Annotated in this window: 30 protein-coding genes; 19 read left to right on the top strand and 11 right to left on the bottom strand. The window is 69.6% G+C overall.

The annotated features are described in order from the left end of the window. Positions 1 to 32: 32 nt before the first annotated feature. The 6 genes from ON26_RS23115 to ON26_RS23140 all read right to left on the bottom strand — a co-directional run bounded on the left by ON26_RS23115 (position 33) and on the right by ON26_RS23140 (position 5,875). Positions 33 to 938, bottom strand: a complete 906-nt coding sequence (locus ON26_RS23115) for a hypothetical protein (RefSeq protein ID WP_157171983.1) — start codon at positions 936 to 938, stop codon at positions 33 to 35. Positions 939 to 1,009: 71 nt separating this feature from the next. Next, on the bottom strand, positions 1,010 to 1,852 hold the full coding sequence (locus tag ON26_RS23120) for a hypothetical protein (protein ID WP_157171984.1): 843 nt from the start codon (positions 1,850 to 1,852) through the stop codon (positions 1,010 to 1,012). 349 nt (positions 1,853 to 2,201) lie between these two features. Continuing rightward, positions 2,202 to 2,783 carry a potassium channel family protein gene (locus tag ON26_RS23125; protein ID WP_083884305.1) on the bottom strand — a complete coding sequence of 194 codons (582 nt, stop codon included), beginning with the start codon at positions 2,781 to 2,783 and terminating at the stop codon, positions 2,202 to 2,204. Positions 2,784 to 2,835: 52 nt separating this feature from the next. Continuing rightward, a complete protein-coding gene (locus tag ON26_RS23130) occupies positions 2,836 to 3,525 on the bottom strand; it encodes a nucleoside/nucleotide kinase family protein (RefSeq protein WP_040798484.1) in 690 nt (229 codons plus the stop codon). A gap of 555 nt (positions 3,526 to 4,080) precedes the next feature. Then, the gene (locus tag ON26_RS23135; protein WP_040798486.1) at positions 4,081 to 4,953 is read right to left on the bottom strand and encodes an NmrA/HSCARG family protein; all 873 of its coding nucleotides are present in this window, start codon (positions 4,951 to 4,953) and stop codon (positions 4,081 to 4,083) included. Between the two features lie 10 nt (positions 4,954 to 4,963). Further along, positions 4,964 to 5,875, bottom strand: coding sequence for an EamA family transporter (locus ON26_RS23140; protein WP_174375437.1), 912 nt, complete (start codon positions 5,873 to 5,875; stop codon positions 4,964 to 4,966). Between the two features lie 81 nt (positions 5,876 to 5,956). Here ON26_RS23140 and ON26_RS23145 point away from each other — a divergent pair, with 81 nt between their 5' ends. The 13 genes from ON26_RS23145 (at position 5,957) to ON26_RS34725 (ending at position 15,309) form a co-directional block, all read left to right on the top strand. Next, positions 5,957 to 6,844 carry a LysR family transcriptional regulator gene (locus ON26_RS23145; protein WP_040798488.1) on the top strand — a complete coding sequence of 296 codons (888 nt, stop codon included), beginning with the start codon at positions 5,957 to 5,959 and terminating at the stop codon, positions 6,842 to 6,844. A gap of 412 nt (positions 6,845 to 7,256) precedes the next feature. Next, positions 7,257 to 7,529 carry a hypothetical protein gene (locus ON26_RS23155; protein ID WP_157171985.1) on the top strand — a complete coding sequence of 91 codons (273 nt, stop codon included), beginning with the start codon at positions 7,257 to 7,259 and terminating at the stop codon, positions 7,527 to 7,529. Beyond that, positions 7,522 to 7,812: a YbaB/EbfC family nucleoid-associated protein gene (locus ON26_RS23160; RefSeq protein WP_040798492.1), complete on the top strand. Its 291-nt coding sequence runs from the start codon at positions 7,522 to 7,524 to the stop codon at positions 7,810 to 7,812. The genes ON26_RS23155 and ON26_RS23160 overlap by 8 nt, the downstream gene beginning before the upstream one ends. After that, positions 7,809 to 8,105: a type VII secretion target gene (locus ON26_RS23165; RefSeq protein ID WP_157171986.1), complete on the top strand. Its 297-nt coding sequence runs from the start codon at positions 7,809 to 7,811 to the stop codon at positions 8,103 to 8,105. Before ON26_RS23160 ends, ON26_RS23165 begins: the two co-directional genes overlap by 4 nt. After that, complete coding sequence (locus ON26_RS31790) at positions 8,102 to 9,328, top strand: DUF6973 domain-containing protein (RefSeq protein WP_051027403.1); 1,227 nt, start codon at positions 8,102 to 8,104, stop codon at positions 9,326 to 9,328. The genes ON26_RS23165 and ON26_RS31790 overlap by 4 nt, the downstream gene beginning before the upstream one ends. A gap of 37 nt (positions 9,329 to 9,365) precedes the next feature. Further along, positions 9,366 to 9,863 (top strand): hypothetical protein, encoded by a 498-nt coding sequence (locus ON26_RS23175; RefSeq protein ID WP_157171987.1) that lies wholly within the window; start codon positions 9,366 to 9,368, stop codon positions 9,861 to 9,863. Positions 9,864 to 10,009: 146 nt separating this feature from the next. Then, a complete protein-coding gene (locus ON26_RS23180; RefSeq protein ID WP_218000621.1) occupies positions 10,010 to 11,782 on the top strand; it encodes a serine/threonine-protein kinase in 1,773 nt (590 codons plus the stop codon). Between the two features lie 48 nt (positions 11,783 to 11,830). Continuing rightward, positions 11,831 to 12,094, top strand: a complete 264-nt coding sequence (locus ON26_RS32545) for a dehydroquinate synthase/iron-containing alcohol dehydrogenase family protein (RefSeq protein ID WP_083884306.1) — start codon at positions 11,831 to 11,833, stop codon at positions 12,092 to 12,094. Next, complete coding sequence (locus ON26_RS23185) at positions 12,085 to 12,756, top strand: 3-oxoacyl-[acyl-carrier-protein] synthase III C-terminal domain-containing protein (protein WP_083884307.1); 672 nt, start codon at positions 12,085 to 12,087, stop codon at positions 12,754 to 12,756. The genes ON26_RS32545 and ON26_RS23185 overlap by 10 nt, the downstream gene beginning before the upstream one ends. Before the next feature lie 294 nt (positions 12,757 to 13,050). Next, positions 13,051 to 13,731: an HAD-IA family hydrolase gene (locus ON26_RS23190; protein WP_051027407.1), complete on the top strand. Its 681-nt coding sequence runs from the start codon at positions 13,051 to 13,053 to the stop codon at positions 13,729 to 13,731. A gap of 456 nt (positions 13,732 to 14,187) precedes the next feature. After that, a complete protein-coding gene (locus ON26_RS34715; protein WP_281032408.1) occupies positions 14,188 to 14,688 on the top strand; it encodes an ROK family protein in 501 nt (166 codons plus the stop codon). Further along, positions 14,685 to 15,059: an alcohol dehydrogenase catalytic domain-containing protein gene (locus ON26_RS34720; protein ID WP_245545990.1), complete on the top strand. Its 375-nt coding sequence runs from the start codon at positions 14,685 to 14,687 to the stop codon at positions 15,057 to 15,059. The genes ON26_RS34715 and ON26_RS34720 overlap by 4 nt, the downstream gene beginning before the upstream one ends. 61 nt (positions 15,060 to 15,120) lie before the next feature. Next, complete coding sequence (locus ON26_RS34725) at positions 15,121 to 15,309, top strand: hypothetical protein (protein ID WP_245545992.1); 189 nt, start codon at positions 15,121 to 15,123, stop codon at positions 15,307 to 15,309. Between the two features lie 160 nt (positions 15,310 to 15,469). Here the strand turns inward: ON26_RS34725 and ON26_RS23205 are convergent, their stop codons facing one another. Next, positions 15,470 to 17,092 carry an acyl-CoA dehydrogenase family protein gene (locus ON26_RS23205; RefSeq protein ID WP_040798496.1) on the bottom strand — a complete coding sequence of 541 codons (1,623 nt, stop codon included), beginning with the start codon at positions 17,090 to 17,092 and terminating at the stop codon, positions 15,470 to 15,472. Further along, complete coding sequence (locus tag ON26_RS23210) at positions 17,079 to 17,729, bottom strand: TetR/AcrR family transcriptional regulator (RefSeq protein WP_040798554.1); 651 nt, start codon at positions 17,727 to 17,729, stop codon at positions 17,079 to 17,081. The genes ON26_RS23205 and ON26_RS23210 overlap by 14 nt, the downstream gene beginning before the upstream one ends. 76 nt (positions 17,730 to 17,805) lie before the next feature. On the opposite strand from ON26_RS23210, the gene ON26_RS23215 reads away from it, so the two are divergent. Both ON26_RS23215 and ON26_RS23220 read left to right on the top strand, forming a co-directional pair. After that, complete coding sequence (locus ON26_RS23215) at positions 17,806 to 18,594, top strand: crotonase/enoyl-CoA hydratase family protein (protein WP_040798498.1); 789 nt, start codon at positions 17,806 to 17,808, stop codon at positions 18,592 to 18,594. Further along, positions 18,591 to 19,949, top strand: coding sequence for a hypothetical protein (locus ON26_RS23220; protein ID WP_245545994.1), 1,359 nt, complete (start codon positions 18,591 to 18,593; stop codon positions 19,947 to 19,949). The genes ON26_RS23215 and ON26_RS23220 overlap by 4 nt, the downstream gene beginning before the upstream one ends. Before the next feature lie 94 nt (positions 19,950 to 20,043). On the opposite strand, the gene ON26_RS23225 is transcribed toward ON26_RS23220, so the two are convergent. Further along, the gene (locus ON26_RS23225; RefSeq protein ID WP_040798556.1) at positions 20,044 to 20,739 is read right to left on the bottom strand and encodes a pyridoxamine 5'-phosphate oxidase family protein; all 696 of its coding nucleotides are present in this window, start codon (positions 20,737 to 20,739) and stop codon (positions 20,044 to 20,046) included. A 79-nt stretch (positions 20,740 to 20,818) separates the two neighbouring features. Here ON26_RS23225 and ON26_RS23230 point away from each other — a divergent pair, with 79 nt between their 5' ends. The 3 genes from ON26_RS23230 (at position 20,819) to ON26_RS23240 (ending at position 24,255) form a co-directional block, all read left to right on the top strand. Then, positions 20,819 to 22,315: an aminotransferase-like domain-containing protein gene (locus ON26_RS23230; protein WP_040798500.1), complete on the top strand. Its 1,497-nt coding sequence runs from the start codon at positions 20,819 to 20,821 to the stop codon at positions 22,313 to 22,315. 96 nt (positions 22,316 to 22,411) lie between these two features. Beyond that, on the top strand, positions 22,412 to 22,657 hold the full coding sequence (locus ON26_RS23235; protein WP_040798502.1) for a DUF2630 family protein: 246 nt from the start codon (positions 22,412 to 22,414) through the stop codon (positions 22,655 to 22,657). A gap of 89 nt (positions 22,658 to 22,746) precedes the next feature. Beyond that, positions 22,747 to 24,255, top strand: a complete 1,509-nt coding sequence (locus ON26_RS23240) for a carboxylesterase/lipase family protein (RefSeq protein WP_040798504.1) — start codon at positions 22,747 to 22,749, stop codon at positions 24,253 to 24,255. Positions 24,256 to 24,264: 9 nt separating this feature from the next. Here ON26_RS23240 and ON26_RS23245 read toward each other — a convergent pair whose 3' ends face one another. Next, positions 24,265 to 25,134, bottom strand: a complete 870-nt coding sequence (locus tag ON26_RS23245; protein WP_040798506.1) for an Fpg/Nei family DNA glycosylase — start codon at positions 25,132 to 25,134, stop codon at positions 24,265 to 24,267. Positions 25,135 to 25,167: 33 nt separating this feature from the next. Further along, a complete protein-coding gene (cobF, locus tag ON26_RS23250; protein WP_040798508.1) occupies positions 25,168 to 25,929 on the bottom strand; it encodes a precorrin-6A synthase (deacetylating) in 762 nt (253 codons plus the stop codon). Positions 25,930 to 26,105: 176 nt separating this feature from the next. On the opposite strand from cobF, the gene ON26_RS23255 reads away from it, so the two are divergent. Then, on the top strand, positions 26,106 to 26,924 hold the full coding sequence (locus ON26_RS23255; RefSeq protein WP_051027409.1) for a thymidylate synthase: 819 nt from the start codon (positions 26,106 to 26,108) through the stop codon (positions 26,922 to 26,924). Positions 26,925 to 26,927: the final 3 nt, after the last annotated feature.

Here is a 26,927-nt window from a genome sequence, read left to right on the forward strand (position 1 = left end):
CGCGGAGCCGAGACGAACCGCCCGGCCGAGGCTCACTCCTCTCGGAGGTAATCCTTCACCGCGAGCACCGCGATCCGCCGCGTCTCGGTACAGCTGTGTCCGGTCACTCGAAGCAACTCGATCCACGGCTCGGTGTCGCCGTTGTGATCGACGACGGGGAAGGGTCGGTCGGCTCCGACCCTGATCTCGATCATGCAGTAGTCGTTCGCACTGGTCTCCTCGGTCGCGTCGACGCCCACGATGCGCAATCGCCGCATGTGCGACTGGACGTGAGTCGCCACGCTCACCGGCTTGTGCATATAAGCGATTTTGTATCGGTTGATATCGGTCGGCACATGATCGAAGCCGAGCTTGTAGTCGCAGACGAAAGGGCTCAGCGCACTGATGGCGAATCGCTGATCGGGATCGTATGCGGTGTTCAGCGCAGCGCACGGGTCGCGCTGCCATCCCAGCGTCTGCGGCATGCGCGTCGATTCCGCTCGCAACGGTCTCGTCGAGAACAACGGCTCGGAGTCCGTCACGATCCGGCGCAACTGTCCGCACAGGTCCCCGTCGGGTGAGCCGTCGATCGAGTAGAAGAACGACCGGATGTCGTTGAAGTACACGGTGATGTGGCAACGCGTGCCGCTGTCCAGCACGTGCGCGGTGCGGTCGGCGATCTTGATCTCCTGCCCGGCGCGGTCGGGGGTGATCGACAGGAGAACCGAGACACTGCCCACCCCGTTGGTCGTGGTGGTGGAGTCGAAACGCACGACGCAGGCGTCGGGTTCGTGGTCCGCGCCGAAGTAGCGGGGTGTGCCGACGTGCGCGATGATCGCCTCTTCGTCGAGCATGCCGCAGGGGTCGATCTGCCGCATAGTGTCGGAGTCGCTCATCACCTCGGCGGCCCTCGCGCGGTCGGGCCCGGCCGATCCGCGATAACCGGTGCCCTCGGACACGGCGAAACCTTCCACCGTGCATCCGCCTGCCAACGCGGCCGCGGCGAGAACGGCCAGAACTCGTCGCCGGATCATCGATCGACCCCGAACAACTCGAGCGCCGTGGGGATGATCGCGCGCGTGACCTCGCAGACGCCCGACAACTGTCCTGCCGACACGACGTGATCCTTCTCGGGCATACCGTGCTCGTAGGTCGGCCCCACCGGGAACCGGAAGAGGCAGCTCTGCTCGCCGAGGCTCGTCTTCGTCTCGACCAACACCGGATGGCCGGCGATGGTTTCGACCACCTGGCCCTCGCCGTAGGGTCGCAACGCCCCCTGCGGGCTGGTGAGGAGGAACGTCATGTGGATGATGTTCTTCCCGCTCCACCATTCGCAGTCGTAGGGTTCGGTGGTCACGTCGAAGCGTTCGGCGGGAACGTTGTCCGGCATGTGCTCGAGAATTTCGCACGGGCTACGATCCGCCAGTGCGAGTTTCGCCGGCGACTGGCTGCGCAGCGGCACCCGGTCCTCGGCGAACATCGTCAATATCCGTATGGTCGTCTCCCGGATGACGCCGCAATTGCCACCCACCGAGGCGGGAAATCCGAGGGCCGTGAGCAGGAGATACGGCACCGGTGGCACTTCCACGATGTCGGGCACCTCCGTTTGCTCGGCCGATGACGCCGAAGACCTGAACCGCATCGGAACCTTCACGTCACACCCGGTGCCGGAGTGCTTGACGATCGCCACCGTCTCACCGGCGATAGTCACCGTTTCCTCATCCGAATACGGTTCGTAGCTGGAGAGATTCACCCGGATGCTCGCACCGGAACTGCCGGGGATCTCGACCCGGATCTGGCAATCCTCCAACTGGGTGTCCGGCCCGGCGGAAATGACCGTGCCGAGTCCGCGAAAGTACTCCGGGTCGAGCAAGGCGCAGGGATCGACGGCCCGCACCTGCTCGGCGAGTTCCAGCTTCGCGTAATCCGCGGCGGGAACCGGCCGTCCGAAGATGGTGACCGTCTCTGCCGGGGGTGGATCCGGCGGCGTCCACGGTGTCGATGCTTCGGCCGAGCACGCCACCGCGCTCACAGACATCACGAGAATCAGCGCTACACGCGCCGCTACAGACATAACTGATCGCCACCCCCTGGAGACACCCTCGGATCAGGGCGGCTGAGCCCCCCTGTTCGGCAGCAAGTATGCCAAGCCCAGCGACGAGACGATCAATCGGTAGCCCGGCAGTTCGTTGCGGCACACCGTTGAGCGTGCCCCGGCCGGTTCACTCCCGGCCGTCGTCCTCGGCCCGGTCCCCGGTGGCGCCGGGTCCCCCGTCGGCGGTGCGACGGCCCGCCTCCACCCGGCGCACGATGCTCGTCGTCATGACCGCGAGCAGCGTCCCGATCACGATCAGGTCGAACACGATCTGGATCATGACCGCGATGCGCGCGGCCTGCCCGGACGCCTGGACATCGCCGAACCCGACGGTGCCGAGCGTGACGATCGTGTAGTACAGCGCGTCGGTCCGGGTGCGCAGCCCGTCGAACTGGGCAGGATCGTGCACCTCGAGCCGGTAGTAGAACTGCGCGAAGAACACGATCACCACCACGAGCAGCAGCAGGATCCCGTCGACCCGCCGATCCGTGCCCTCCGGCGCGTCCAGGTACCGGCGGATCTGCCGGGCGACCAGCCACAGCAAGCCGAGCACACCGATCACGAAAGCCACCGTCGCCACCACACCGGCCAGGGAAGTACCCGGCCACCTGTCCACCGGCACGCCGTAGAACAGCAGCAACGCGAACAGCACCGCGGCACCGTGGCGCAGGGCACGGATCCGGGGAGAGGCGGGACGCGACTCGGCCATGGCATTCATGGTCCGCCCGAACGGCGGCTCCCGGTGGCTTACGCGCCGGGCATCACCGATCGAGTACCACGTAGCCGTCACCATCGGCCCGCAGGACCAGGTCGGCACGCGCGCGGGTAGCGGCGACGAGTTCGGCGTTGCGCAGGTCGCTGTGCTCGACCTTCTCGCGCGCGGCCTCGTCCGTTCGCCCGCCGTCCCGGTGGCGGCTCAGCAGGCGCGCGGTCAGCACCTCGCGCTCCGCGTCCAGATACCAGCACTCGTCCAGCAGCGCGCGCACCCCTCGCCAGGCGCCGAGCGCGGAATCGTCGACGAGCAGATAATTGCCCTCGGTGACGACGATGCGCTCGCCGCCGAACACCACGCCCGCCGGCGTCGGCTCGTCGAGCGAGCGGTCGAAGGTGGGCCACGCGACCGGCTCACCCAGCGGCGTCTCCCGCAGCCGCGCCAGGTTCTCGACATACCCCACGCTGTCGAAGGTGTCCGGCTCGCCCTTCGCCGCCCGCCTGCCCATCGCGTCGAGGCGCGCGTTGGGCAGGTGATAGCCGTCCATCGGCGCGATCTCGGCGATCCGCCGACCGTCGCGGGAATTCAGCGCCGCGCAGAGGGCTGCCGCCAGCGTGGACTTGCCCGCGCCGGGCGGGCCCGCGATACCCACGAGATACCGCCGGTCCGCCCCGGACGACCTTTCTTCCACGGCGGCAGCCAAAACCGAGATCGAGGTCTCCCACGCTGTGCCGGTCACAGAGTCACCGTAAGCGGTAGGCGACCGCTCCGGCACATGCCCGGCGAGGCAACTCGCCGGGCAGCACTCCTGTCACCAGCAGAACCGGTAACCGTTGTAGTACTCGCACTCCTGCTGGTACTGCCACATGCCGAGTAATCCCCGGCCCGCGTTCACACCGACCGACAGCGAAACGGAGCCGGCCGACCGAGGTGGCGCGCGTCAGGTGAACCCGTACCCCACGCGGTACGGGGTACGCCCTGCCCTCCGCTCCACTCCGCAACCTCCCGAGGTCGGCGAACGAACAGCCACCCGATCGACCTGCCCACAGAGCAGCCGAGCGCACAGACACAAACCCGCGACCACCGGTCCACGCAGCGACCAGCCGGAAGCGTGCCGCCCAAGGCAGTGACACCGTCGAACCCGCACGACGCCCTGTTCCGGCGCATCCTGGCCAACCCCGCCATCGCCACCAGCGAACTCCGCACAGCGTTGCCCGCGTATGTATCTCGACGACATCGGGGTACCGAGCGTATCCATTGCTCATTCCTGTGCGGCAGGTGCGATGGGCCGATATCACTTCGAAGAACCCGCGTGCGATGTGCTGCGCACCCACGCATCGAAGGTCTGCATCCCCGGATAGCGACCGCGGACCATGGCGATGTCGGCACGATGGCCATGCGCGTTCAACCACTCGTACATCCTCGCGAATTCGACTGCTTCCGAACGCACTTGTTCGATCGGCAGCCGCCGCAGCCGCGTCGGTACACCATCCACGGCAGCGAAATTCTCGACGATCTCCCCCACTGTGCATTCGTCCCCGGCGATCTCGATGCTCTCGCCGAGATGACCGGCTGGATCGGTGAAGGCGGCAGCGGCGATGCGCCCGATATCCGACACCGCGATCATCTGCAGCGACGTATCCGCGTCGAGAGGGATCGAGACGACTCGTTCACCGTCTGCGTCCCGAGTCGTGAGATACCGCCAGTTCTCCATGAAGTACACCGGCCGCAGCACCGTGACGGGCACACCGAGGGCTTCGATGTGGGACTCGATCTCACGCTTGGTCTCGAAGTGCGCGACTCCGGAGGCCCGATCGGCCGAGGCGACCGAACTGTAGACCAGATGCGCGACGCCCGCTGCGGCCGCCGCGGCGGCGAGGTTCTTGCCCCGGCGCACCTCGAGCTCGGGATCCGGTGCGCTCATGTCGGAGGGCTGCACGCTGAACACTCCGTGCACATCTCGCGCGGCATCACGCAAGGATCCGGGATCGTCGAGGTCGCCGGGAATGAGCCGGGCACCGAGTTTCTCGAGACTCCGAGCAGCGCGGGCGGCCGGGTCGCGGACGATTGCCCGCACCTGCCAGCCGCCACCGAGCAGTGCCCGGGCAACGGCGCCACCCTGGTTTCCTGTTGCCCCCGAGACCAATACGGTCCTGTTCACAGTCATCGTGACCTTCCTATGCGCTGACCGGTTGGACGCTGTGTGAGCGAGCGGGCGGAGGTAGTTGTCCGGCGACGATCGCGGCGAGGGTGAGTCCGAAGCCCGCGATCTGGACGGGGCCGAGCAGCTGGCCGAGGAGGGCGGCGCCCGCGATAGCGGCGACCAGGGGCGAGAGCAGGCCGAGCAGCGAGACCGACGTGACCGGCAGGGTGACGATGCCTTGGAACCACAGCACATAGGCGATCAAGCCACCGGCCAGACCCAGCCACAGGTAGCCGAGCCCGGCGGCGGGCCCTATCGCGGGCGGCGGCCCTTCGATCAGAAGCGTGAGGGGTAGCAGGAAGATGCCTGCCGAGGCGAGCTGCCAGCCGGCGAACGCGGTCGGTGTCGCTCCCGCGGGTCGCCCCCAGTGTTTGGTGAGAGTCAGCCCCAAGGCCATGGTCGCCGCACAGCCGAGCCCTGCGGCGATCCCGACGCCGTCGAGCGCCGCTGCCGGACCGAGCACCACGAGTCCGACGCCGACGACGCCTGCCACACCCCAGGCCACCCGCCACGCACCGGGTCGCTCCCGCAACACCACCGCCGCCAGCGCTACGACCAGCAGCGGCTGCCCCGCCACCACTGTGGCGGCGACACCGCCCGGCAGGCGTTCAGCGGCGACGAACAACAGCGCGTTGAACGCCCCGATGTTCAAGACACCGAGGACCGCCGCCTTACCCCACCACGCGCCGCGCGGCAGGGTCCGCGCCACGGCCAGCGCGACGAGCCCGGCAGGCAGGGTGCGCATCAGGGCGGCGAACAGCGGATGGCCCGGTGGCAGAACTTCGGTGGTGACCACGTAGGTCGTGCCCCACACCACCGGGGCGACGGCGGTCACGGCGGTGCGCCCGGCCGACCCTCGAACCGGCTGCGCTACTGACGTTTTCATACTCGACAGTCTCGGCCGCACCCAATTGATGAGTCCAACACATTGTTGTCACACGATCGATCTTCATTCACGATTGATCGGATGGAGCTCCAGCAGATGCGATACGTGGTCGCGGTCGCCGAAACGAACAGTTTCACCCGGGCCGCCGAACGTTGCCGGGTGGTCCAGTCCGCCCTCAGCCATCAAGTCGCGCGGCTGGAACGCGAACTCGGCGCGCGACTGTTCGAACGCACCAGTCGCCGCGTGCGGCTCACCGCGGCGGGCGCGGCCTTCCTGGCCGCCGCCGATCGCGCCGCCGCCGAGGTCGCCGCCGCGATCGGGGAGGTGCGCGGGCCGTTGCGCGTCGGCCTGATCCCGACCGTCGCGGCAGTCGATGTCCCCGGCGCGCTGGGCGTGTTCCGGCAGCGTTACCCGCAGGCGCGGATCAGTCTGCGGGTGGGCGGCAGCGACACACTTATTCGTCAGGTCCACGACAGGGAACTCGATGTGGCATTCCTCGGCCTGCCCGCCACCACTCACCCGGCCGGGGTCGCCGCCCGCGAACTCGCGAGGGACCCACTGGTCGCCGTGGTCGCACCGGACCATCCGCTGGCCGCCGAAACAGCGGTCGACCTACGCAGGCTCGCCGGCGAAGTTTTCGTCGACCTGCCCGCGGGCACCCCCGGCCGCAACCAGTCCGACCTGGCCTTCGCCGCAGCCGGGTTGAATCGCGATGTCGCGTTCGAAGTGTCGACGGTCGATGCGCTGATGGCCCGCCTGGTCGCCCAGGGTCTGGGCATCGCCCTGCTCGCCTCCACCTACGCCCCGCAACTGACCGGCGTCGCCACCGTCGAGATCATCGACGCGCCGACCCGCGTCGAATGGGTCGTCTGGAGTTCCACCGGAAGCACGCCTGCCGCAGGCGCCTTTCTCGGCATCCTCGGCGGGTTCGACGAGACTTCCACCCCGGCCCGACCGGACGGTGAATAGTTTCGCCTACCAAGGGGGCAAGCGTGTCGGCGCAGTGCTGTGTCTCGCCTTCTCGCCGGCATCCCTGCTGCCTTTCATCGGCGATCGCCTGCGCCCGATCACACTCGGCCCGGAAGGTCTCTGCACACTGTCGGCCCACAATGCGCACACCGAGCACCTCAACCGCACCGCCAAGCGGTAGGCGCGCAGTCAGCCGAGTCCGAGCCTGCGGTCATACTCCGACCCGGCTGAATTCTCTGTGCCACATGTCAACCCAATCGACGTGGCGGCCGTGACGGGAGGTCCTGGCCTGCGTCGGTCGTGGCCCGCCTCCGCCTCTCAGGATGACCACCCGCCACGGAAGACGGTATACATTTTGCGGCGGGGGTGGCGCTGTGAGCCGTCCCCGGAGAAGCTGGAAGCAGGGTGGGGTGTGAGTACGGGGAGACAAGACACCGAGTTGGATCAGCGGATCGCGTCGGTCCGAGGCGAATCGAGTTCCACCGACAGGAGTGTCGCCATCGAGACCGATCCGGGCGGCCGGATCACGCGACTCTACGTCGCCGACTACGCCATGGACGACGGTCCCGAGCGCTTGGCCGCTGTCCTGGCCGAACAGCATCGAATCGCGCACTCCTCCGCGATGGACCGGGCCGTGCAGATCTTCGAGTCGCAGGCTCGGGATTCGGTGGGCCGCGATGCATGAGGATCTGGACCAGGTGGCCCGGCGCGTCACCGAACTCGACGCGGCGGTCGGTAGCGTCCGTGGCGAGGCATACTCGTCGAACGGCGCGGTCTACGTGGAGGTGGACCTCTACGGCGCCATCACCGGCCTGCGATTGACGGAGTTCGCGATGGAACGCGGGGCGGAGGAGTTCGCTCGGCTCGTCGCGGAAAGTCACGAGCGGGCGCATACCGCGGCGCTGGCGAATGCTCGTCTGGCGCATGAGGCAGTTCGCGCGCAACAGGATTCACGGGGTGTGTGGTGAACGTCGATCCGGTCGAGATGCGGGAACTCGGGACACGGCTGCGATGGCAGGCGGGGATCGTCGAAGGGCATCAGCCGTTGGCCAAGGAGACCCGAGACGCGGCACGTGATGGCACCAATCCTTCGCAGACGTTCACCCGGGTGCAGGAGGTGCTCGGCGCGCTGGACCGAGTCGTCCGCTATCACGCGGAGCAGATGCGCGCGGTTGCCGACGAGATCGATACCGCTGCCGCTACTTACGAGACGCAGGACGGCGCCAACGCCAAGTCGATCGAACGGATGGGGCCACGGTGACCGATGAGAGTCCTTTCACGATCCCCGTTGTGCTGGGATGGACGATCAGCCCCGCCGAGCGGCTACCCACCGAGCTGGGTTCGCTCGCCAACACCATCGAAACCGATGTCGAAGCAGCGAACCGTGACGTGCAGAACTCGCGCGACTACTTCGACAGCGAGGCGGGGGACGCGATGCGGACCCGATTCGACACCGACCGGAGAAACGCGCTCGCCACCGTCGATGCGATCGACTCGATGAAAGCGCCGATCCAGGCAGTCGCCTCCATCTTCCGGTCGGCGAAGTCCACCATCGTCGACACCATCCGACTGATCGAAGCGTCCGAATACGAGCTCTTCTACACCGACGATGGTCAGGTCCTGTCGAAGAAGTCGGTGATGGACTGGATGAATGACAGCTTGCTCACCGGAGTCACAAAGGCATACGCCGTCGAGCGCACGCGCCGCGCGTTCCAGTCGGCTCTACAGGGAGCGTTGAACGACATCTGGACGGCCGACCTCGAGTACAACGCCGAGATAAATCTCGTGCTCGAGCAACTGCCGAACGAGGTCCGCGAAGCTCTGATCGCGACGCCGAGCGATCCCGAGCTGGCTCGCATCCTCGAGGAGTATCAGGTCTCCGCATCCGACACGACGGTAGTCTTCCCGTCCGGCGCCTTACTCGACATAATCCGGACCTTCAAGCCGGATATCGAGCCCAAGGCGATGACGCAGGAGGAAGCCCAGGCGTTGATCCGCCTCGCCGGTACACCGCCGGAGGGCGTGTACAACCTGAAGAAGTTCTACGACATCCAGGACGAGGCCACCCTGGCGGCCGAAACCGCTTTTCCCGAACTCGATTCCACCGACAACAAGAAGTCACTTGCCGACGGTCATTCGGACGCCTTCCGCCACATGTACTGGAATGCGCGCATGACCCAGGAATTCGGCCCGGAGTGGACGAGCACCTTCGCGAGTGCACACGAGATGATCGGCAGCAACCCCGCGGCGCGCGAAGCCATGGATCTCTATAACAACGAGGTCGGCCGAAACATCGGATCACAGAATATGAATGCCGGCTCGGAGGAGTTGCAGCAGAAGGTCTTGGAGGCGATCAACAACAACCAGGCGATTGTCATCCAAGATACGCCCGGTGGTGGGCAGATCGCCTTCAGTAATTCCGTGGCGCCCGGCACGAACGCAATTCTGCCAGGTGCTGACATCCCTATGCCGGAAGGAAATTGAGGTGCGACCTCCCGTTGCCCTGCTCGGAGCAGTAGCGATGTCGATGACCCTGGCGGTCACAGGATGCCGGGCAGACGATTCCGAACCCAGTGCTGCCGCCTGCCCGTCACAGGTTTTCGACCTCCAGAGCACCGAAACACCACTCGGACCTCCCAAGGAGTTGATCCGAGTCTTCAACCAAGCCGTGGATCAGCAAGTCCCGGTCACGACCCTGGCCGAGATGACGAGCAGCGCCGGATGGTCATCCAACTGGGACCGAGTGATCTTCATAGCCTCCGCCATGACGGATGCGCACCTGAAGAGAGAGTCCGGGACAGACCTCACATTGGCGTGCTTCGACGGACTGCCGCGGCGAAGCAGCAACTCCGATCTTGTCAGCCCCCACGCCACCGTGTTCCTATCCGATGGCAAGCCTGTCCAAGCTGTCTGGTGGTCGGGACAGAATCCGAGCCTGGACTTCGGCGGGCAAAGCTTCCTGACCCCGGAAACGGTATTCCGCTACAACCCGAATCGTCGTGTCATGGAAGCCGAATAAGACTCGGTCGCACGCTCCGCGATACACCGGCATGTCGGGATGGATGGCGCAGGTCGGCGATCCGAATGTCTGCCGCAAGGAGGTCCGGGGCGCGGTCAGCGGGTGGCGCTCTGGCATGCGGGTGGCCACCCCCATAGGCTTGCGCCGTGGTTCCCGAGCCGGTGGTGGTAGACGGTCGTTTCGAGTTGCGTGGGCCGCTCGGCAGCGGCGGCATGGGCACGGTGTGGCGGGCTTACGACCTCGTCCTGCATCGGGAGGTCGCGCTCAAGGAGGTGCGGCCCGCCGATCCGGACAGTTCCGCGGGCGCCCCGGGCGTGCAGCGGGAACGGGTGCTGCGCGAGGCGCGGGCGCTGGCACGGATCGGGCACCCGAACGTGGTGGCGGTGCATCACATCGTCGACTCGGCACCGCCCGCGCATCCGTGGATCGTCATGGAATTGGTGCGCGGGCGTTCGCTGTCGGATCGACTCGCGGACGGTCCGATCTCGCCGGAGGAGGCGGCGCGGATCGGGCGCGGCATCCTGGCGGGCCTGCGCGCCGCCCATCAGGTCGGTGTTCTCCATCGCGACATCAAACCCGCGAATGTGCTGCTGCGTGAGGACGGTTCGCCCGTGCTCACCGATTTCGGTATCGCCGCGCTGCACGACGCCACAGGTCTCACCGGCACTGGCAATCTGGTCGGCTCGCTCGACTATGTGGCGCCGGAGCGGCTGGCAGGGCAGGAGGGCAACCCGGCCTCCGATCTGTGGTCGCTGGGACTGCTGCTGTTCGTCGCGGTCGAGGGCTATCACCCGATGCGCCGCGACACCACGGTCGCCACGCTGGCGGCGGTTCTGCAGGGCACCGTGCCCGCGCCGCGGCTGGCCGGGCCGCTGACCCCGGCGTTGGGCGCGGTGCTGGTGCCGCAGCCGGAGCGCAGGCCATCGACCGAGGAACTCGATCTGCTGCTGACACGGGCGATCACCGGGGATCGACCATGGCCGGGGCCGGGTCCGGCGATGTCCGGCCCGCAGCCGGCGGTCTCCGGCTCGCAGCCGGTCGTCACCGGCCCAGGGCTGCCGGGACCGTATCGCGTCGAGCCGAGTGCGTACCCCGTGAACTCGGGGCCGGACCTCGTCTCGACTCCCCATCCGGCAACCTTCGGATACGCCTCGCCCGAATTCACCGGCCCCTCGGGCGGATATCCGTCCGGGCCGCCCGGATACACCCCTCCTGGGCCGGGCACTTCCGGTCACCCACCCGGCCGTAGCGGGCTGTCGTCCGCCGCACGGGCGGGGCTGGCCGCGGCGGCGGTGATCACCGTCGCCACCGTCGTCACCGCGGCGGTGCTGCTGCGTCCGGGGACGACGGAGTCGTCGGCCACGGGGACGACCACGATCACCGTGCCGGGCGGTCCCGGGACCACAGGTTCGCGTCCCACCGGTGGTGCGCAGATCACCGCAGTCGACTCGACGGAGAGCGCGAACACCGCCGATCTGCTGACCCCGGACGGGATGCGTGCGGCCGTGACGGCACTGGAACAGCTGACGGGCGGGACCGAGTTCACCGAGTTCACCGTCTACCCGAACTTCGCCAACGCCAGTGCGCCGCTGGCGACACAGCCCGGCCTGTACGACGAGTACAGCTATCGCGACGGCGTCGCGACCCGCGAGGGCGCGGGCGGCGAACTCGACGACGACGATGCGACGATCCGCCTCGGCAGCATCGATTGGAACGTCCTGCCCGCCCTGTTCGCCACCGCGAACGCGGAACTCGGCGTGCCGAATCCGACGCTGCGCTACGTGATCGTCGAACCGGCCTGGACCTTCAACGACGACAAACCGACCTTGCTGGTGTACCTCTCCGACGACTACGGCGGCGCGTATCTCGCGGCGAACCTCGACGGCTCCGTCGTCACCATGTACCCCCGGGGCCGCTGACCCGGGCAATGGTTCGCCCGCAATGGTATTCGCACCGAGATTCTCGCGATGCGGGCCGACGAGTCGGTCAAGGAGTGGGCGTCGGTCGAAACAGTCGTCGACGCGATGAACGCCTTCGGCATCGACCGGCGCCGCGAACCGGTCGTCGCGATCGGCGGTGGCGTGCTACTCGACGTGGTCGGGCTGGCGGCCAGCCTCTATCGGCGCGGCACGCCCTACATACGTGTGCCCACCACACTGGTCGGGCTCGTCGACGCCGGCGTAGGCGTGAAGACGGGGGTCAACTACCGGAAGGGAAAGGCATGGAAATGATCGGACGGTGGTTCGGCGGCACCGGATGCGGCCTGGTCACCGCGTCCGATGTGTGGGCGCTTCCGTTGTTCGATCGATGGTCCTCCGACAGCGGACTGGTCTACGGCGACGGGGCCGCGGCAGCGGTTGTCGGGCCCGAACCAGGTCCCTTCCGGGTGCCGTCGACGTCGGTGGTCAGCGACCCGGCGCTCGAGCAGATGCATCGCGGGCACGACGGCATGGACATGCCCGCGTATCGCGAGGCGCTGCCGCTGGATCTACGCGGCCGCGTCGCCGGATTCACCGAGCACCGTTCGATCGACGAATTCTGGACGCGCAACGCCGCCGCGCTGTCGCGATGCGCGGAAATCGCTCTGGCCGACGCCGGCATCCACCACGACGACGTGCGGACCTGGATCGTGCCCAACTTCGGCGATGTGCTGCTGCGCAAGCAGTGTTTCGAGCCGCTGAAGATCCGGCCCCGGCAGACGCTGGTCGAACTCGGCCACGACATCGGCCACACCGGCGCGGCGGACCCGTTGCTCGGGCTCGACCTGCTCACCGCCGGCGGTGAGCTACGGCCCGCGGATCGGATCGTGCTCACCGGAATCGGCGTCGGATTCACCTGGGGCTGCGCTGTTGTCGAGGCCACCGACCTGGTCACCGCTGCCGCGACCGACTGAACGCCTCGCAGGCACCCCTACTCACCGGAAGGGCAGGTATGTCCACCCCATCTCTCGGCAAGGCCGCGCACGAGGCGCAGGCCGTCCCCGTCGATCGCGCCATCGTCTGCATGTTGCTGGCGGTGTTCGGGTCGAACAGATCGCCGAGGACCTGCGGTTCCTGGCCGCACTCGGAGCCGACACGGTCGTGCTCGACACCGATCCGGGGAATCAGTCCTTGCGCAGGCCGCTCGATGACGACCTGGCCCTCGTCCGGCTCGCGGGCAACAGGTTCGCCTCCTCCCCCGCGGCGCGATGAGCCTGCACAGCGGCGGCAGAGTCCGCCACCGTTCGCACACCGTCGAAGTCGATGCCGTGCTGTTCGACATGGACGGCACGCTGGTGGATTCCCACGCCTCGATCCACGAGACCTGGACCGATTTCGCGCACCGCCATCGGCTCGATCCCGCGCTCGTGTACGCGACACTGCCCGGGCGAACCGCGCGGGCCATCGTCGGTACCGTTCTCCCCTCGGCAACCCCGGCCGAAGTGGATGCCGAGGTGCTCTGGGTCCGCCGTCGCGAACAGCACACACAGGCACCGGTGCGGCCGATCGCCGGTGCCGCGGAGTTGATCGTGGCGCTCGCCCCGCATCGGTGGGCCGTGGTGACAGCCGCCTCGGCCGTGATGATGCGCAGGCGGCTGAGTGCCGCCGGTCTGCCCGAACCCGGGCACGCGGTCACCGCCGACGACGCCGTGAACAGCAAACCCGCTCCGGACGGCTATCTTCGCGCGGCGGCGTTGCTCGCGGTGGCGCCCACGCGATGCGCGGTGTTCGAGGACTCGACGGCCGGTCTGCTGGCGGGCCACCGTGCGGGCAGCTTCTGCATCGCGGTCGGCGACGAGGACGGGCCCGCCGATGCCCGCGTCGCCGATCTGACGGCGGTCACGGCGACTCTCTCCGACGGACGCGTACTGCTGCGGGTCGACGGATGAACACACGGATGGCCGTCGATGTGCACCTGGCTACGGATCCGGGCGGGCGAGGGCGCGGTGCTGCGTCGTCCCTCGCCCAGCCGCATCCCCGCACAGCGGGCCGGCCGAACTGGTGTCGGCACTGGTGGCGATGCTGGCCGAAGCCGCGCCACCGGATTCCACCGTCGACATCTCCTGCGGGGCCGCGCTGGACGAGGAACTGGGCGTCGCCTACGGCTCGGGTCCGCTGTGGGGCTGGCAACTGCCGACCAGGTTGCCGCTGCGTGCCCTGCTCGAGCAAGCCAGACCCGACGTGACATGGAATCTGGTCAACGACGTCACCGCCGCACTGGCCGATGCCGTGCGACGTTTGGCGATGCCGACCGACCGTCGCGTCGCCTATCTGACCATCAGTAGCGGAATCGCCTTGCGTACAGCGGATTTGACGACGTCGGCGATCGCTGTGGAGGCTACGGCCTGCAAGGCGAGGTTGGGCATCTGCGTGCGGCGACGAGCGCGCCGGAGGCCGTGCGGTCCCTGGAGTGCCTCTGCGGCGGGACGGGGCACATCGCCGCGCTGTGCGCGGGCCCCGCGATCCCACGGGTCGCCGCCGCATTGGGCCTGCCGGAACCCGCCGCGATGTCGGCTCAGCTGAGTGAACGAGTTCGCGTCGGCGACCCCGATGCGCTGGTACTGCTGCGCACCATCGTCGAACCCATCGCGGAGCTGGTGCGGACACTGCGGACCACCGACCCGCAGCTCGACCTGATCGTCCTCGGCGGCGGGGTCGCCGAGGGACTGGCCGGGGTATACGAGAACGAGTTGGCGGCGCGACTGGCCGAGGTCCGCTCCTACGCCGACGTGGGCCCCGCCGGGCTGCGAGTGCACGTATGTCGCGCCGGTCACGTCGATCCGCTCGCCGGCGCGACGGCAGTGGCTACCGGCCGACTTCGAGTTCGAAAGGGACGTTCCCGATGACAGCCACACACTTGGCCATCGTTCGTGACGGCTCATGGTCGTCCGTCCGGCGCAGGCCGACGCCGCGGCCGGGCCGGGGCGAGATCGTCGTCGCGCCGGAGAAGGTGTCGCTGTGCGGCACCGACATCCAGATCGTCCGCGGTGACCGCGACGACCCGTCCCCGATCGTCGGGCACGAGGGAGCGGCCCGGGTGGTAGCCGTCGGCGCGGGTGTCGAGCTCCTGACCCCCGGCCTGCGAGTCGTGATCAACCCGACCCATCCCGGCGATCCGTCCTTCCTGCTCGGCCACGATGTCGACGGGCTCTTCCAGCAGCGTGTGCTCATCGGGGGCATCCGCCGTCCGCGCCGGACTCGTCGCCCGGATCGGTGAGACGCTTTCGTCGGCCCGGGCGACCCTCATCGAACCCTGTCGAGGGGTCACCACCGAGCGGTTGTGCGCGGCCGCCGACGAACTGGCCGCCGAAACCACGCATGTCGACGTGCTCCTCACCCACGATGTCGGTCTCATGGCCGGTGTCGAGGTGATGAACGCCCTGTGCTGCGAGCGGCGTCGCCGTGTCGGCGGACGTCGGGTGGTGCGCCTGCTCGTCACGATGAACCGGGAGCTGGTCCACGGATGACCGGCCGAGGGACCCCGTGATTCGTGATCCGAGTCAGCGACAGCCGTCTCGATGGAACCGTTCGCTTCCCGCCGCCGTCGAAACCTGTTGCGAGGCAATGAAGCCTTGCGGCGCGACTGCGCGTGCCGGGCACTGGGCCGGGTGTGGCCGGAGAAGCCGCTCAGTCCACGAACGCCCGCTCGATGATCGCCCCGGTGTCCACCCCCACCGGCAGCGTGCCGAAGGCGATGCCCCAGTCGTCGCCCAGCCGGGTGGCGCAGAAGGCGTCGGCGATGGCCGGGTGCCCGTGCCGAACCAGTTGCGCGCCTTGCAGAACGAGCGCCATGAGCTCGACCACCCGCCGGGCGCGGTATTCGATGTCGGACAGGTCGGAGAGTTCCTTGCCGACGCGATCGATGGCGTCGTCCAGGCGCGGGTTCTCGCCGCGGGACTTGTTCACCTCGTCGAAGTAGGCCTGCACGGTGTCGGGCTGGCGGCCCATGGCGCGCAGGGCATCCAGCGCGGCGACATTGCCGGAGCCTTCCCAGATCGACATGAGCGGGGACTCGCGGTAGAGACGGGGCATGCCTGATTCCTCGGCATAGCCGTTGCCGCCCAGGCATTCCAGTGCTTCGGCGGTGTGCATGGGGGCGCGCTTGCACACCCAGTACTTGGTGATCGCGAGGGCGATGCGCCGCAGGGCGGCTTCGGCGGGGTCGGTGCTCGCGCGGTCGGTGGCGCCTGCCAGTCGCATCATGACGGTGGTGGCGGCATCGGATTCGATGACCAGGTCGGCGAGGACATTGCGCATGGCGGGCTGGTCGACGAGCTTCGCGCCGAAGGCCGAGCGGTGCCGGGCGTGGTGCACGGCGAGCACGGTGGCCGCGCGCATGTTGGTGGCCGAGCCGATCACGCAGTCCAGGCGGGTCATGTTGACCATCTCGATGATGGTCTTGACGCCCTGGCCCTCGCCGCCGACCAGCCAGCCGGTCGCGTTCTCGTACTCGATCTCCGAGGAGGCGTTGGACTTGTTGCCCAGCTTGTCCTTGAGCCGCTGGATGCGGATCGGGTTGCGGGAGCCGTCGGGCAGCACTCTGGGCAGCAGGAAACAGGACAGGCCGCCGGGGGCCTGGGCGAGGGTCAGGAACATGTCCGACATCGGGGCGGAGGTGAACCACTTGTGGCCGACGATGCGGTAGCTGCCGTCCGGTTGCGGGGTGGCGGTGGTGGTGTTGGCGCGGACGTCGGAGCCGCCCTGCTTCTCGGTCATCGACATGCCCGCGATGAGGCCGGACTTGGTGGACGGCTCGCGCAGGCCGAAATCGTAGCTGCGCGAACCGAGTAGCGGCTCATAGGTGGCGGCGAGTTCGGCGTTGTGGCGCAGGGCGGGAACCACGGCGTAGGTCATGGAGATCGGGCACATGTGCCCGGCGTCGGCGAAACCCCAGGTGTAGAACTTGGCGGCGCGGGCGACGTGGGCGCCGGGGCGGGCGTCGAGCCAGGGGGCGCCGTGCAGGCCGTGCTCGACGGCGACGGTCATGAGTTCGTGCCAGTGGGGATGGAACTCGACCTCGTCGATGCGATGACCGTAGCGGTCGTGGGTGTGCAGGACGGGCGGGTACTCGTTGGCGAGCCTGCCCCACTCCTGCGCGCGCGGACCGCCCGCGAGCACGCCGAGTTCGCGCACCTCGTCCTCGGCCCAGCCCGCGCCCTCACGATGCAGACCTTCCAGCAGCGCCGGATTGCGCGAGAAGTCGAAGGGGGTGATGTCGGGGGCCTGGTTGAAGACCTCATGAGTTGGCATAGGGCACTCCCGGTGTAGTGGCGATGGGTCCGGCCTGGGCCGGGGCGCCGAGGGCGCGCAGGGCGAAGGCGACGAGTTCGCGGACGACATTGTCGTTGTGCGGATTGGTGGCCAGCGGGCCGACGAGCACCTCGCCGATGGCGCCGACGAGGCCCGCGGCGGTGGTGTCGGGGTTCTGGGCGGGTAGTTCGCCGGTGGTCACGCCGTCGGCGATCGCGGCGACGAAGGTGTCGGTGAAGGCGCGGCGGAAGTGCAGCCGTTCGATGTCGACGACGGCGTCCACCGGTTCGACCAGCAGCACGTAGGCGAGTTTGGGGTTGCGCAGGGCGCGACCGGCGAAGGTCCGCACGGCGGCGACCACACGCTCGGTGGCGCTCCCCGACGACGCCGACGCCGCGGCGACGACAGCGTCGACTTCCCGGCCGACCACCGTGCGGAAGACGGCGGTGACCAATTCGGCCTTGTTCTCGTAGTGCTTGTAGACGGTGCCGGTGGCCACGCCCGCGGTCGCCGCGACCGAGGCCATGGACAGTCCGGCGAAGCCCTCCTGGGACAACACCGTCGTCGCGGCCTGCACGATCAGCCGCGCCTGAGCGTCCAGCCTGGCCTGCATGGCGGGGCTTCGGCGATACACCATACAAAAAGTGAACCACTGATTCACTTCTTCGCGCAAGGGGTCGCTCACCAGCACGTATCCGGGCTATGTTCGAGCGATGAGTGAGAGTGCCGATCCCACCGGCCCCGCCGTCCGAGTCGAGCGTGAGGGGCCGGTCACCACGGTGATCCTGCACCGCCCGCACGCCCGCAACGCCGTGGACGGACCGACCGCGACCGCCCTGGCCGAGGCCTTCCGACAGTTCGACGCCGACCCGGACGCCTCGGTCGCGGTGTTCTGGGGTGACGGCGGAACCTTCTGCGCGGGAGCGGATCTCAAGGGTCTCGGCACCGAGCGCGGCAATCGCGCGGAACCCGAGGGCGACGGGCCGATGGGGCCGACGCGGATGGTGCTGAGCAAGCCGGTGATCGCGGCGATCAGCGGGCACGCCGTCGCGGGCGGTCTGGAACTGGCCCTGTGGTGCGACATGCGCGTCGCCGAGGAGAACACCACGCTCGGCGTGTTCTGCCGCCGCTGGGGGGTGCCGCTCATCGACGGCGGCACGGTGCGGTTGCCGCGGCTGATCGGAGCGGGGCGGGCCATGGATCTCGTGCTCACCGGTCGTGCGGTGGATGCGCGGGAGGCGCTGCGGATCGGGCTCGTCGATCGGGTGGTGCCCGCCGGACAGGCACGGGCCGCGGCCGAGGAACTCGCCGCCGAACTGGCCCGGCTCCCCCAGGTCTGCCTGCGCTCGGACCGCATGTCGCTGCTGGAACAGGAAGGCATGGACGAGGCGAGCGCGTTGGCCAACGAGTTCCGGCACGGGCTCGGGGCGCTGAGCGCGGGAGCACTGGACGGGGCGCAACGCTTCGCGGCGGGCGCGGGCAGGCACGGCGCGGCGGAGTGAACGACGCGGGCGGGGTGCCGGAGGCCCGGCTCGGCGTCGTCGACGAGATCTTCTTGCGCGGCCACCGGGGGCTGGGCACTCCCAATGTCCTGCAGGGCCTCTGGCGCACGGCCGATCGGGTCGACCCGGACCTGCTGCACCGGCTGCACGCCAGCCTGCGCACCGGCGACCTCGGCAGACGGGTGGCCCGTTCGCGCGTTCCCGGCGCCCGGCCGGCTTGGCGCCGGAACCAGGGCGCCCACCCGCTCGTGCTGGCGAGTGAACCGCTGACCGCCGCACAGGCGCTGGCCTGGGCCGATGGCCAGGGCGCCGACCTCGACCCCGAGTTCGGCCCAGGTTGGCGGCTGTCGGCCACACCCCTGGACGACGGGGGCACCATCATCGCCCTGACCTGCTCGCACGTCCTCGCCGACGCCCGCGGACTCGTTCTCGCGGCTTGCCGGGCACTGGCTCGACTCGAGACGAGCAGCGTGGACTCACCCGGCGACGACTGTGCGGCGCCGGCTCCGGCCGAGTCGGAGTGGCGGGACGCGGCGCGACAGTGGTCGATCGTGGTCGGCGGGACGATACGGGCCGTTCGCGGTCTGGGTGCCCGTCCGGTCCGAGCGCTTCGTGACGCGATACCGGATAGCGAAGTGGCACCACGCCGCCGGGCTCCCCATCCGGAGCCCGCGCCTGCCTTGCGCGCCGGTGAGCCGCTTCCGGTGCACAGCGTGGCAGCTCGATGCGACGCGACAACCTGGGACCGGGTCGCGGCCGAGCACGGCGGCACGGCCAACAGCCTGTTCATCACGCTGGTCGGCGAGACCCTGCGGACGGCAGGCACCGCGGTGGGTTTCGAATGGGGCGGGATAGAGGCCAGCCTGCCGGTGGACACCCGTGACGAACCACGGGTGGCCAACGACATCGCGGTGACCTCGGTGGTCATCGAGCCCACCGACAGCCCCGCCACCCTGCGGGCGAAGGCGCGCGCTGCTTACGAGCACCGGATGACCGGACCGGTCGGCGTGCCCGAGGAGATCCTCCAGGTCGTCGGGGACAGGCTCGCACATCGGATGGCCGCGGGCGCGGGGGAACGCGACATCCTCTGCTCGAATATCGGCGATCTGCCCGAGCAGTTGAGCAATTTCGGCCCGCACCGCTGCCTCGGCGTGGCGGCCAGGGCGATCCACCCCGGGCTCACCGCCCGTACCCGGCCGCGCACGCGGTTGTCGGGTTACCTGTGCCGCATCGGCGCGGACTACACGCTGTGCCTGGTGGCCCTCGACCCGCCCGGCATCGACTCACCGGACGCGCTTGCCGAGGCGGCCGGTCGGGTCGCCTCCGGACTCGCGCTCCCGCTGTCGTTCTGGTGACGCACGCGCCGAGATGGCGCAACCGGTTCGCGGCAGCACAGGCCCCCACACCACTGGTCCGATCGCCAGGAACCCCGCGGGCCCGCACTCCGAATCAGGCGAGTTCGACCTGGCCGGTGACCCGCGCCGACACCGAATCCGGCACCACCACAGCATGTTCCAGATCGGGCGAGCCGATCGGCGGATCGAAGACCTGACGCATGGGCAGTACGCCGGCCCACACCCCGCCCGCGGCGATGTCCTCGGGGTCGTCGCCGGGGCCGCCCGTTCGCACCTTCACCGAGGCCTCGGTGAGGTCGACCGCCAGCACCAGGGTCGCCGCCATCTCCTTGCGGTTGGGCGGGCGCACCCGCTCCCACGCGCCGGGAGCGGCGTGCTCGACGATGAGGCGCAGGGCATCCATCCGCCGGTCGAGGTCGGTGAGTTCCACCGCGCGCCCGCGCACCACCGCCGAGCGGTAGTTCATCGAGAAGTGCATGGCCGACCGGGCATAGACGACGCCGTCGACGTGGGTGACCGCCACCGACACCTCCGAGCCGAGCGCGGCGCGCAGATTGCCCGCGCCGGTGGAGCCGTGCAGGTAGAGGAACCGGCCGTCGTGGCCGTAGACGGTCGGCAGCACGACGGGGCTGCCGTCGAGCACGACGCCGAGGTGGCAGACGAGCCCGGCGTCGAGCACCGCGTCGAGGTCGGCGCGCTCCGTGCGGGCCCGATGCTTCGAGCGGGTGGGCGTGCTGCGCGGAGTCGGTGACAGGGACGGGCGGGTGGAAGGCACGGCATCTGCTGGCATGGAACTCAGCATGCAAGGCGCAGTGGCATGATCGAAGAGCCAATTCCGCACTCATTCAGCAGTCCACTCGGGAGAGACCGTGCTCGACGAATTGCCGGTCGTTCTCGACCGCACCGCCGCCGAACCGCTCGCCGTGCAGGTGGCCGACGCGCTGCGGGCCGCCGCTACCGGAGGTGTGCTGCGCGGCGGCGACCGGTTGCCCGCCACCCGAGCGCTGGCCGAGCGGCTGGGAGTGAGCCGCAGCGTGGTGGCGGCCGCCTACGACCAACTGCACGCCGAGGGGTGGATCGCGGGCAGGCACGGCTCCGGCACCTATCTGACCGCCGCGCCCGCCACCGCACCGGAACACCACCCCGCAGGCACCGGCGACGGCGCGCGCTCGGCACTGCACGACCTGAGCCCCGGCGCACCTTGTGTGGACGCCATCGATCCCGCGGCCTGGCGGCGGGCATGGCGCGCGGCGGCGGACCGGCCGCCGATCGTTCGCAAAGATCGCGGCGGCGATCCCGCGTATGTGGCGGCGGTGGCCGAGCATCTGCTGCGTCATCGCGGCCTGCGCGCGGGCGGCGACACGGTCGTGCTGGCCACCGCGGGGACCGGCGCCGCGGTCGGCGAGCTCGCGGCCGCGCTACTGCGCCCCGGCGACGCGGTGGCCGTCGAGAACCCCGGCTACCAGCGGGCGGTCGGCGCCTTCCGGGCGGCGGGCATTGCGGTGCGGCCGGTGCCGGTGGACGGCGCCGGACTGCGTGTGGATCTGATCCCGCCGGACGTGCGCGCGGTGTATTGCACTCCGGCGCACCAATTTCCGATGGGCGCGCGCATGCCCGCCGCACGCCGGGTCGAGCTGGTCGAGCACGCCAGGCGATCCGGTCTGCTCGTGATCGAGGACGACTACGACGGCGAACTGCGCTACGACACCGCACCCCTGCCGCTGCTCGCCGCGCTCGCCCCGGACGTGGTGGTGCATCTGGGCACGACCAGCAAGATCCTGTCCCCCACGCTGGGCGTCGGCTGGCTGGTCGCGACGCCGGAGATCACCGGCGCGATCCTCGCCCATCGCGAGCACACCGGCACCGCGCCCGCGCCCGCCGGGCAGATGGTGCTCGCCGACCTCGCCCGGCACGGCGATCTGGCGCGGCACCTGCGGCGCCTGCGTCGTCTCGTGGCGCCCCGGCGCGAAATCGTGGTCACCGCGCTGCGCGAGCGCGGCCTCGACGTGCTCGGCGACGACGCGGGTTCGCACGTGGTGGTCCCGCTGCCCACCCTGGCGGCCGAGCGGGCCGCGGTGCACCTCGGTCGCGCCGCCGGCCTCGACCTCGACGCGCTGGCCCGCCACCACATCGACGCCGCCGAACCCGGTGAGCCCGCCCCGCACCCCGCACGCGCGCCCCATCGCGTGCCCGAGCAGGCGGGCAGACCCGCTCGGGCCGTGCGATCGGTACCCGTAGCCGAGCGCGCGCCGCGCAGCTACGGCATCCCGCTCGGCTACACGGCAACCGGCCTGCCTCAACTGCGCATCGCGGCGAGGCTGGCAGCGGATTGCCTGGCACGCGCACGCGACGACCAGCAGCCCTGATCCGATCGAGCCGATGACGGGGGCGAGCGAGCACGCCTCGGATCGACGTCCCGTCGCCACCGCACAGCCGGAGGACTGGGCCCGTAGCATGGGTGCATGAGCGATCAGGATCTCCTGGCACGCATCAGGCAACTCGTCGACGACGAACACCAGCTGCGCGCGAAAGCGGTTGCGGGAAAGGTGGATCCGGTCGACGAGCGCAAACGTCTGGCCGAGATCGAGGTGATGCTCGACCAGTGCTGGGATCTGCTGCGTCAGCGCCGCGCCCGGCTGGATTCGGGCGGGTCGCCGGACGAGGCCCAGCTCAACCCCCCGCGCCAGGTCGAGGGCTACCTGCAGTAGCCGATGGCACCCCGTGCCGCGCGCGGAGGGTGCCGAGGCGCCCGCCGTGACCCTCGCGCGGGACCGCCGCGGCTGGTTACCATCGTCGGATGGTGGCAACGATCGACATCACGACCGAAGACGGCGTAGTCCGCGGTCGACAGGGCAAGCGTGTCCTGCGCTGGCGTGGCCTGCCCTATGCCGCGCCGCCGATCGGCGAGCTGCGATTCCGCGCCCCGCAGCCGGTCCAGCCGTGGACCGGCGTACGTGATGCGACCGAATTCGCCTCGGCCTCCTTCCAGCATCGCGGCGGGGCCAGGATCGGCGCGCGGGTGGTTCAGCCGACCAGTGAGGATTCGCTGACACTGAATGTCACCGTCCCCGCGGCGCCGTCGATCACGCCGCGACCGGTGCTGGTGTTCATCCACGGCGGCGGCTATGTGATGGGCACCTCGGCGCTGAGCCTGTACTCGGGTGCGCGGCTGGCGCAGCGCGGCGCGGTCGTGGTGACGCTGAACTACCGTCTCGGCGCGTTCGGCTATGTCGATTTCGGCCAGTTCGCCACCCCGTCCCGGCCCTTCGACAACAACCTGGGACTGCGCGACCAGGTCGCGGCGCTGGAGTGGGTGCAGCGCAATATCGCCGCGTTCGGCGGCGACCCCGGCAATGTCACCGTCTTCGGCGAATCCGCCGGCGCGCACGCCGTGCTGTCGCTGATGGCGGCCCCGGCGGCACGGGGCCTGTTCCATCGCGCGATCGCCCAGAGCCCGCCTGCCGACTGGGGTCTGTCGGCCGACGATGCCGCGGAGTTCGCCCGCCTGCTGATCGGCAGGCTCGGCATCGACCCGGCCGATGCCGCGAAGGCGCTGCAGGAACTTCCCGCCAACGACATCCGCAAGGCGGCCGACCGCACGATCGCCTCCGCCGGGCGTCCGCGCCCCGGCTTCTTCCCCATCTGCCCGGTCGCCGACGGCGAGTACCTGCCGCAGGCCCCCGTGGACGCGATCCGCGACGGCAATGCGGCCCCGGTGCCGTTGATCATCGGCACGTGCCGGGACGAGGGCCAGCTGTTCGCCCGGTTCGCCGACTACCTGCCCACCAACCCCGACCGGCTGCAACGGCTGCTGTCCACGGCGGGCGAAGACGTCGAGAAGCGGGTGCGCGCCGCCTACCCGAGGTATCCGGAGTCGCGGGCCGCGGTGCGGGTGGGCGGCGACTACGTCTTCTGGCGTCCGTCGGTGGCGGTGATGGAAGGCCACAGCAAGCACGCCCCCACCTACGCCTACCGCTACGACTACGCCCCGCGCGCCCTGAAACTGGCGGGCATCGGCGCCACCCACGCCACCGACCTCATCCCGGTCTTCGGCGCGGGCGACGGCCCGATCGGGCGGGCGCTCACCGCCGCGGGCGGTGCGCGCGGCATGGCCGTGGTGACCCGTCAATTCCAGGACAACTGGCTGTCTTTCGCCCGCACCGGCGAACCGCTGCCCTCCTGGCCCGCCTACACCGAGACCGACCGCCTCACCCTCGTCATCGACGACCCGGTCCGCGTGCTGCCCGATCCGGACAAGCAGCGGCGGCTGGCCTGGGAAGGCGTGCGGGCGCCCTCCCTCACGTGAGGCCCCGCCTCACTTGAGCAGGCGCGACATCCGCCGGTCGGCGAGCACCTTGCCGCCGGTCTGGCAGGTCGCGCAGTACTGGAAGGACCGTTCGGCGTAGGAGACCTCGCGCACGGTGTCCCCGCACACGGGGCACGGTTGCCCGGTCCTGGCGTGCACCCGCAGCCCGGAGCGCTTCTCGCCCTTGAGCCGGGCGGCGTCCTGACCGACCGACCGCGCGACCGCGTCGGTGAGCACCGTGCGCATCGCCGTGTACAGTTCGGCCACCTTCGCGGCGGGCAGCGTCTTGGTGTTGGCGAACGGCGAGAGCATGGCGGTGTGCAGGATCTCGTCGGAGTAGCCGTTGCCGATGCCCGCGAGCAGGGCCTGGTCGACCAGCACGGTCTTCACCCGTCCCGAGGCGCCGCGCAGGATCTCTTCGAACTGCGGTTCGCTCACCTCCAGCGCGTCCGGCCCGAGTCGCGCGATGCCGGGCACCTGCGCCGGATCGGCGACGACGTACACGGCGAGCCGTTTCTTGGTCCCGGCTTCGGTGAGGTCGATCGCCGGAGTGGCGCCCTCGGGGGTGAAGAAGTGGACTCGCAGCGCCAGCGGGCTCTTACCACCCGGCTTCGGCGGATTCGGGCTGGGCTCGTCGACCCAGCGCAGCCACCCCGCGCGGGAGAGGTGGGTGATCAGCCAGAGCCCCGAACAGTCCAGGCCGAGGAACTTCCCCCAGCGCGCGGCGCCGGTCACGTCGCGACCGGACAACGACGTCACCGGCGGGTCGAAGGTCTTGACCGCGCTCAACGCGGCGACATCGACCCGGCCGACCACCGCGCCGACCGCATGTTCCCGCAGGAACTGCGCCAGCGCCTCCACTTCCGGCAGTTCCGGCACGGAGTACCTCCCTGGTTCGGGTTCAGCCCGAGGCTACCGGGCGGCCCCGACACTTCCCGGTGTGCGACGCAGCAGGTAGATGTCCATGATCCAGCCTTTTTCGGCGCGCAACCGGGAGCGCGTTTCGACGATGCGGTCGCGCACGTCGCACACTCGCCCGGCGATCAGGCTCTCGTCGGGCATACCCAGATAGGCGCCCCACCAGATGTGCGTATCGCCGGGCACCTCGGTGAACGCGCAGTCGCCGTCGAGCATGACCAGCGTCGAACCGGGCCCGAGCCCCTCGTCGCGCACCTTGCGCCCGGTGGTGATGTGCACGGGCTCGCCGATCTCGTGCAGGACGATCCGATGGCGCGCGGCCAGCGCCTGGGCGCTCGTGACGCCGGGGATCACCTCGTAGTCGAAGCCGAGCGTGCCGCGGCGCAACACCCGTTCGATCATCCGCAGGGTGCTGTCGTAGAGCGAGGGATCGCCCCACACCAGGATCCCGCCGACCCCGTCGACCTCGGCGAAGGCTCGTTCCAGCAGTTCCGCGCGACGCTCGTGCCAGTCCTCGACCACGCCCCGGTAGTCGTCGGGGGTGCGGTCGCGCGGCGGATCGGCGATCTCCACGATCCGGGGCGCGGCCTCCAGGTGGGCGCGCAGGATCTCGGTGCGCACCTGCACCAGCTCGCGCTTGGCCTCGCCTTTGCCGATCACGAAGAACACCTCGACCTGTCGCATGGCCTCGACGGCCTGCATCGTCACCTGGCGCGGATCACCCGCGCCGATGCCGATCACGTAGAGCTTGCGCATCCGCCGAGCATGCCAGCCGCACTCACGCCCGCCCGGCGCGGCCCGATCGCGCATCCCGCGCGGCGTCCGCGCGTGTCTGCCGGACGGACCGGGCGTGGTACTCGGCCGGTTCCGCCCCGCTTCCCCGGGTGGCCCGAACGACTCGGGCAGCGGGGCGCCGGACTAAGCTTCCCGGCGTGGAGACGGACACGGAAGTTCCACCGGATCGCCAGTACGAAGACCTTCTGAAACTCGTACTCGAGACCGGCACACCGAAGGGCGACCGCACCGGCACCGGCACCCGCAGCGTGTTCGGCCATCAGCTGCGCTACGACCTGTCGGCCGGCTTTCCGCTGGTCACCACCAAGAAGGTGCATCTGAAGTCGATCGTCTACGAACTGCTGTGGTTCCTACGCGGCGACTCCAATGTCGGCTGGCTGCACGAGCACGGCGTGACGATCTGGGACGAGTGGGCCGCGCCCGACGGCGAGCTCGGCCCGGTCTACGGCGTGCAGTGGCGGTCCTGGCCCACCCCCGACGGCAACCACATCGACCAGATCGCCCAGGTGCTGCACACCCTGCGCACCGACCCCGACTCCCGGCGGATGCTCGTCTCGGCGTGGAATGTCGCCGAGCTGGACAAGATGGCGCTGGCGCCCTGCCACGCCTTCTTCCAGTTCCACGTCGCCGACGGCAAACTGTCCTGCCAGCTCTACCAGCGCAGCGCCGACCTGTTCCTCGGCGTGCCGTTCAACATCGCCAGCTACGCGCTGCTCACCCATCTGGTCGCCCAGCAGGTCGAGCTCGAGCCCGGTGAGTTCATCTGGACCGGCGGCGACTGCCACATCTACGACAACCACGTCGAGCAGGTCACCGAGCAGCTCGGCCGCGAGCCCTACCCGTTCCCGCGGCTGGAATTGCGCCCGGCGACCTCGCTGTTCGACTACGTCTACGAGGACATCTCCGTGACCGGCTACCGGCATCACCCGGCGATCAAGGCTCCGGTGGCGGTGTGAGCA

Source organism: Nocardia higoensis NBRC 100133, assembly GCF_000308595.1.
Taxonomy (GTDB): domain Bacteria; phylum Actinomycetota; class Actinomycetes; order Mycobacteriales; family Mycobacteriaceae; genus Nocardia; species Nocardia higoensis.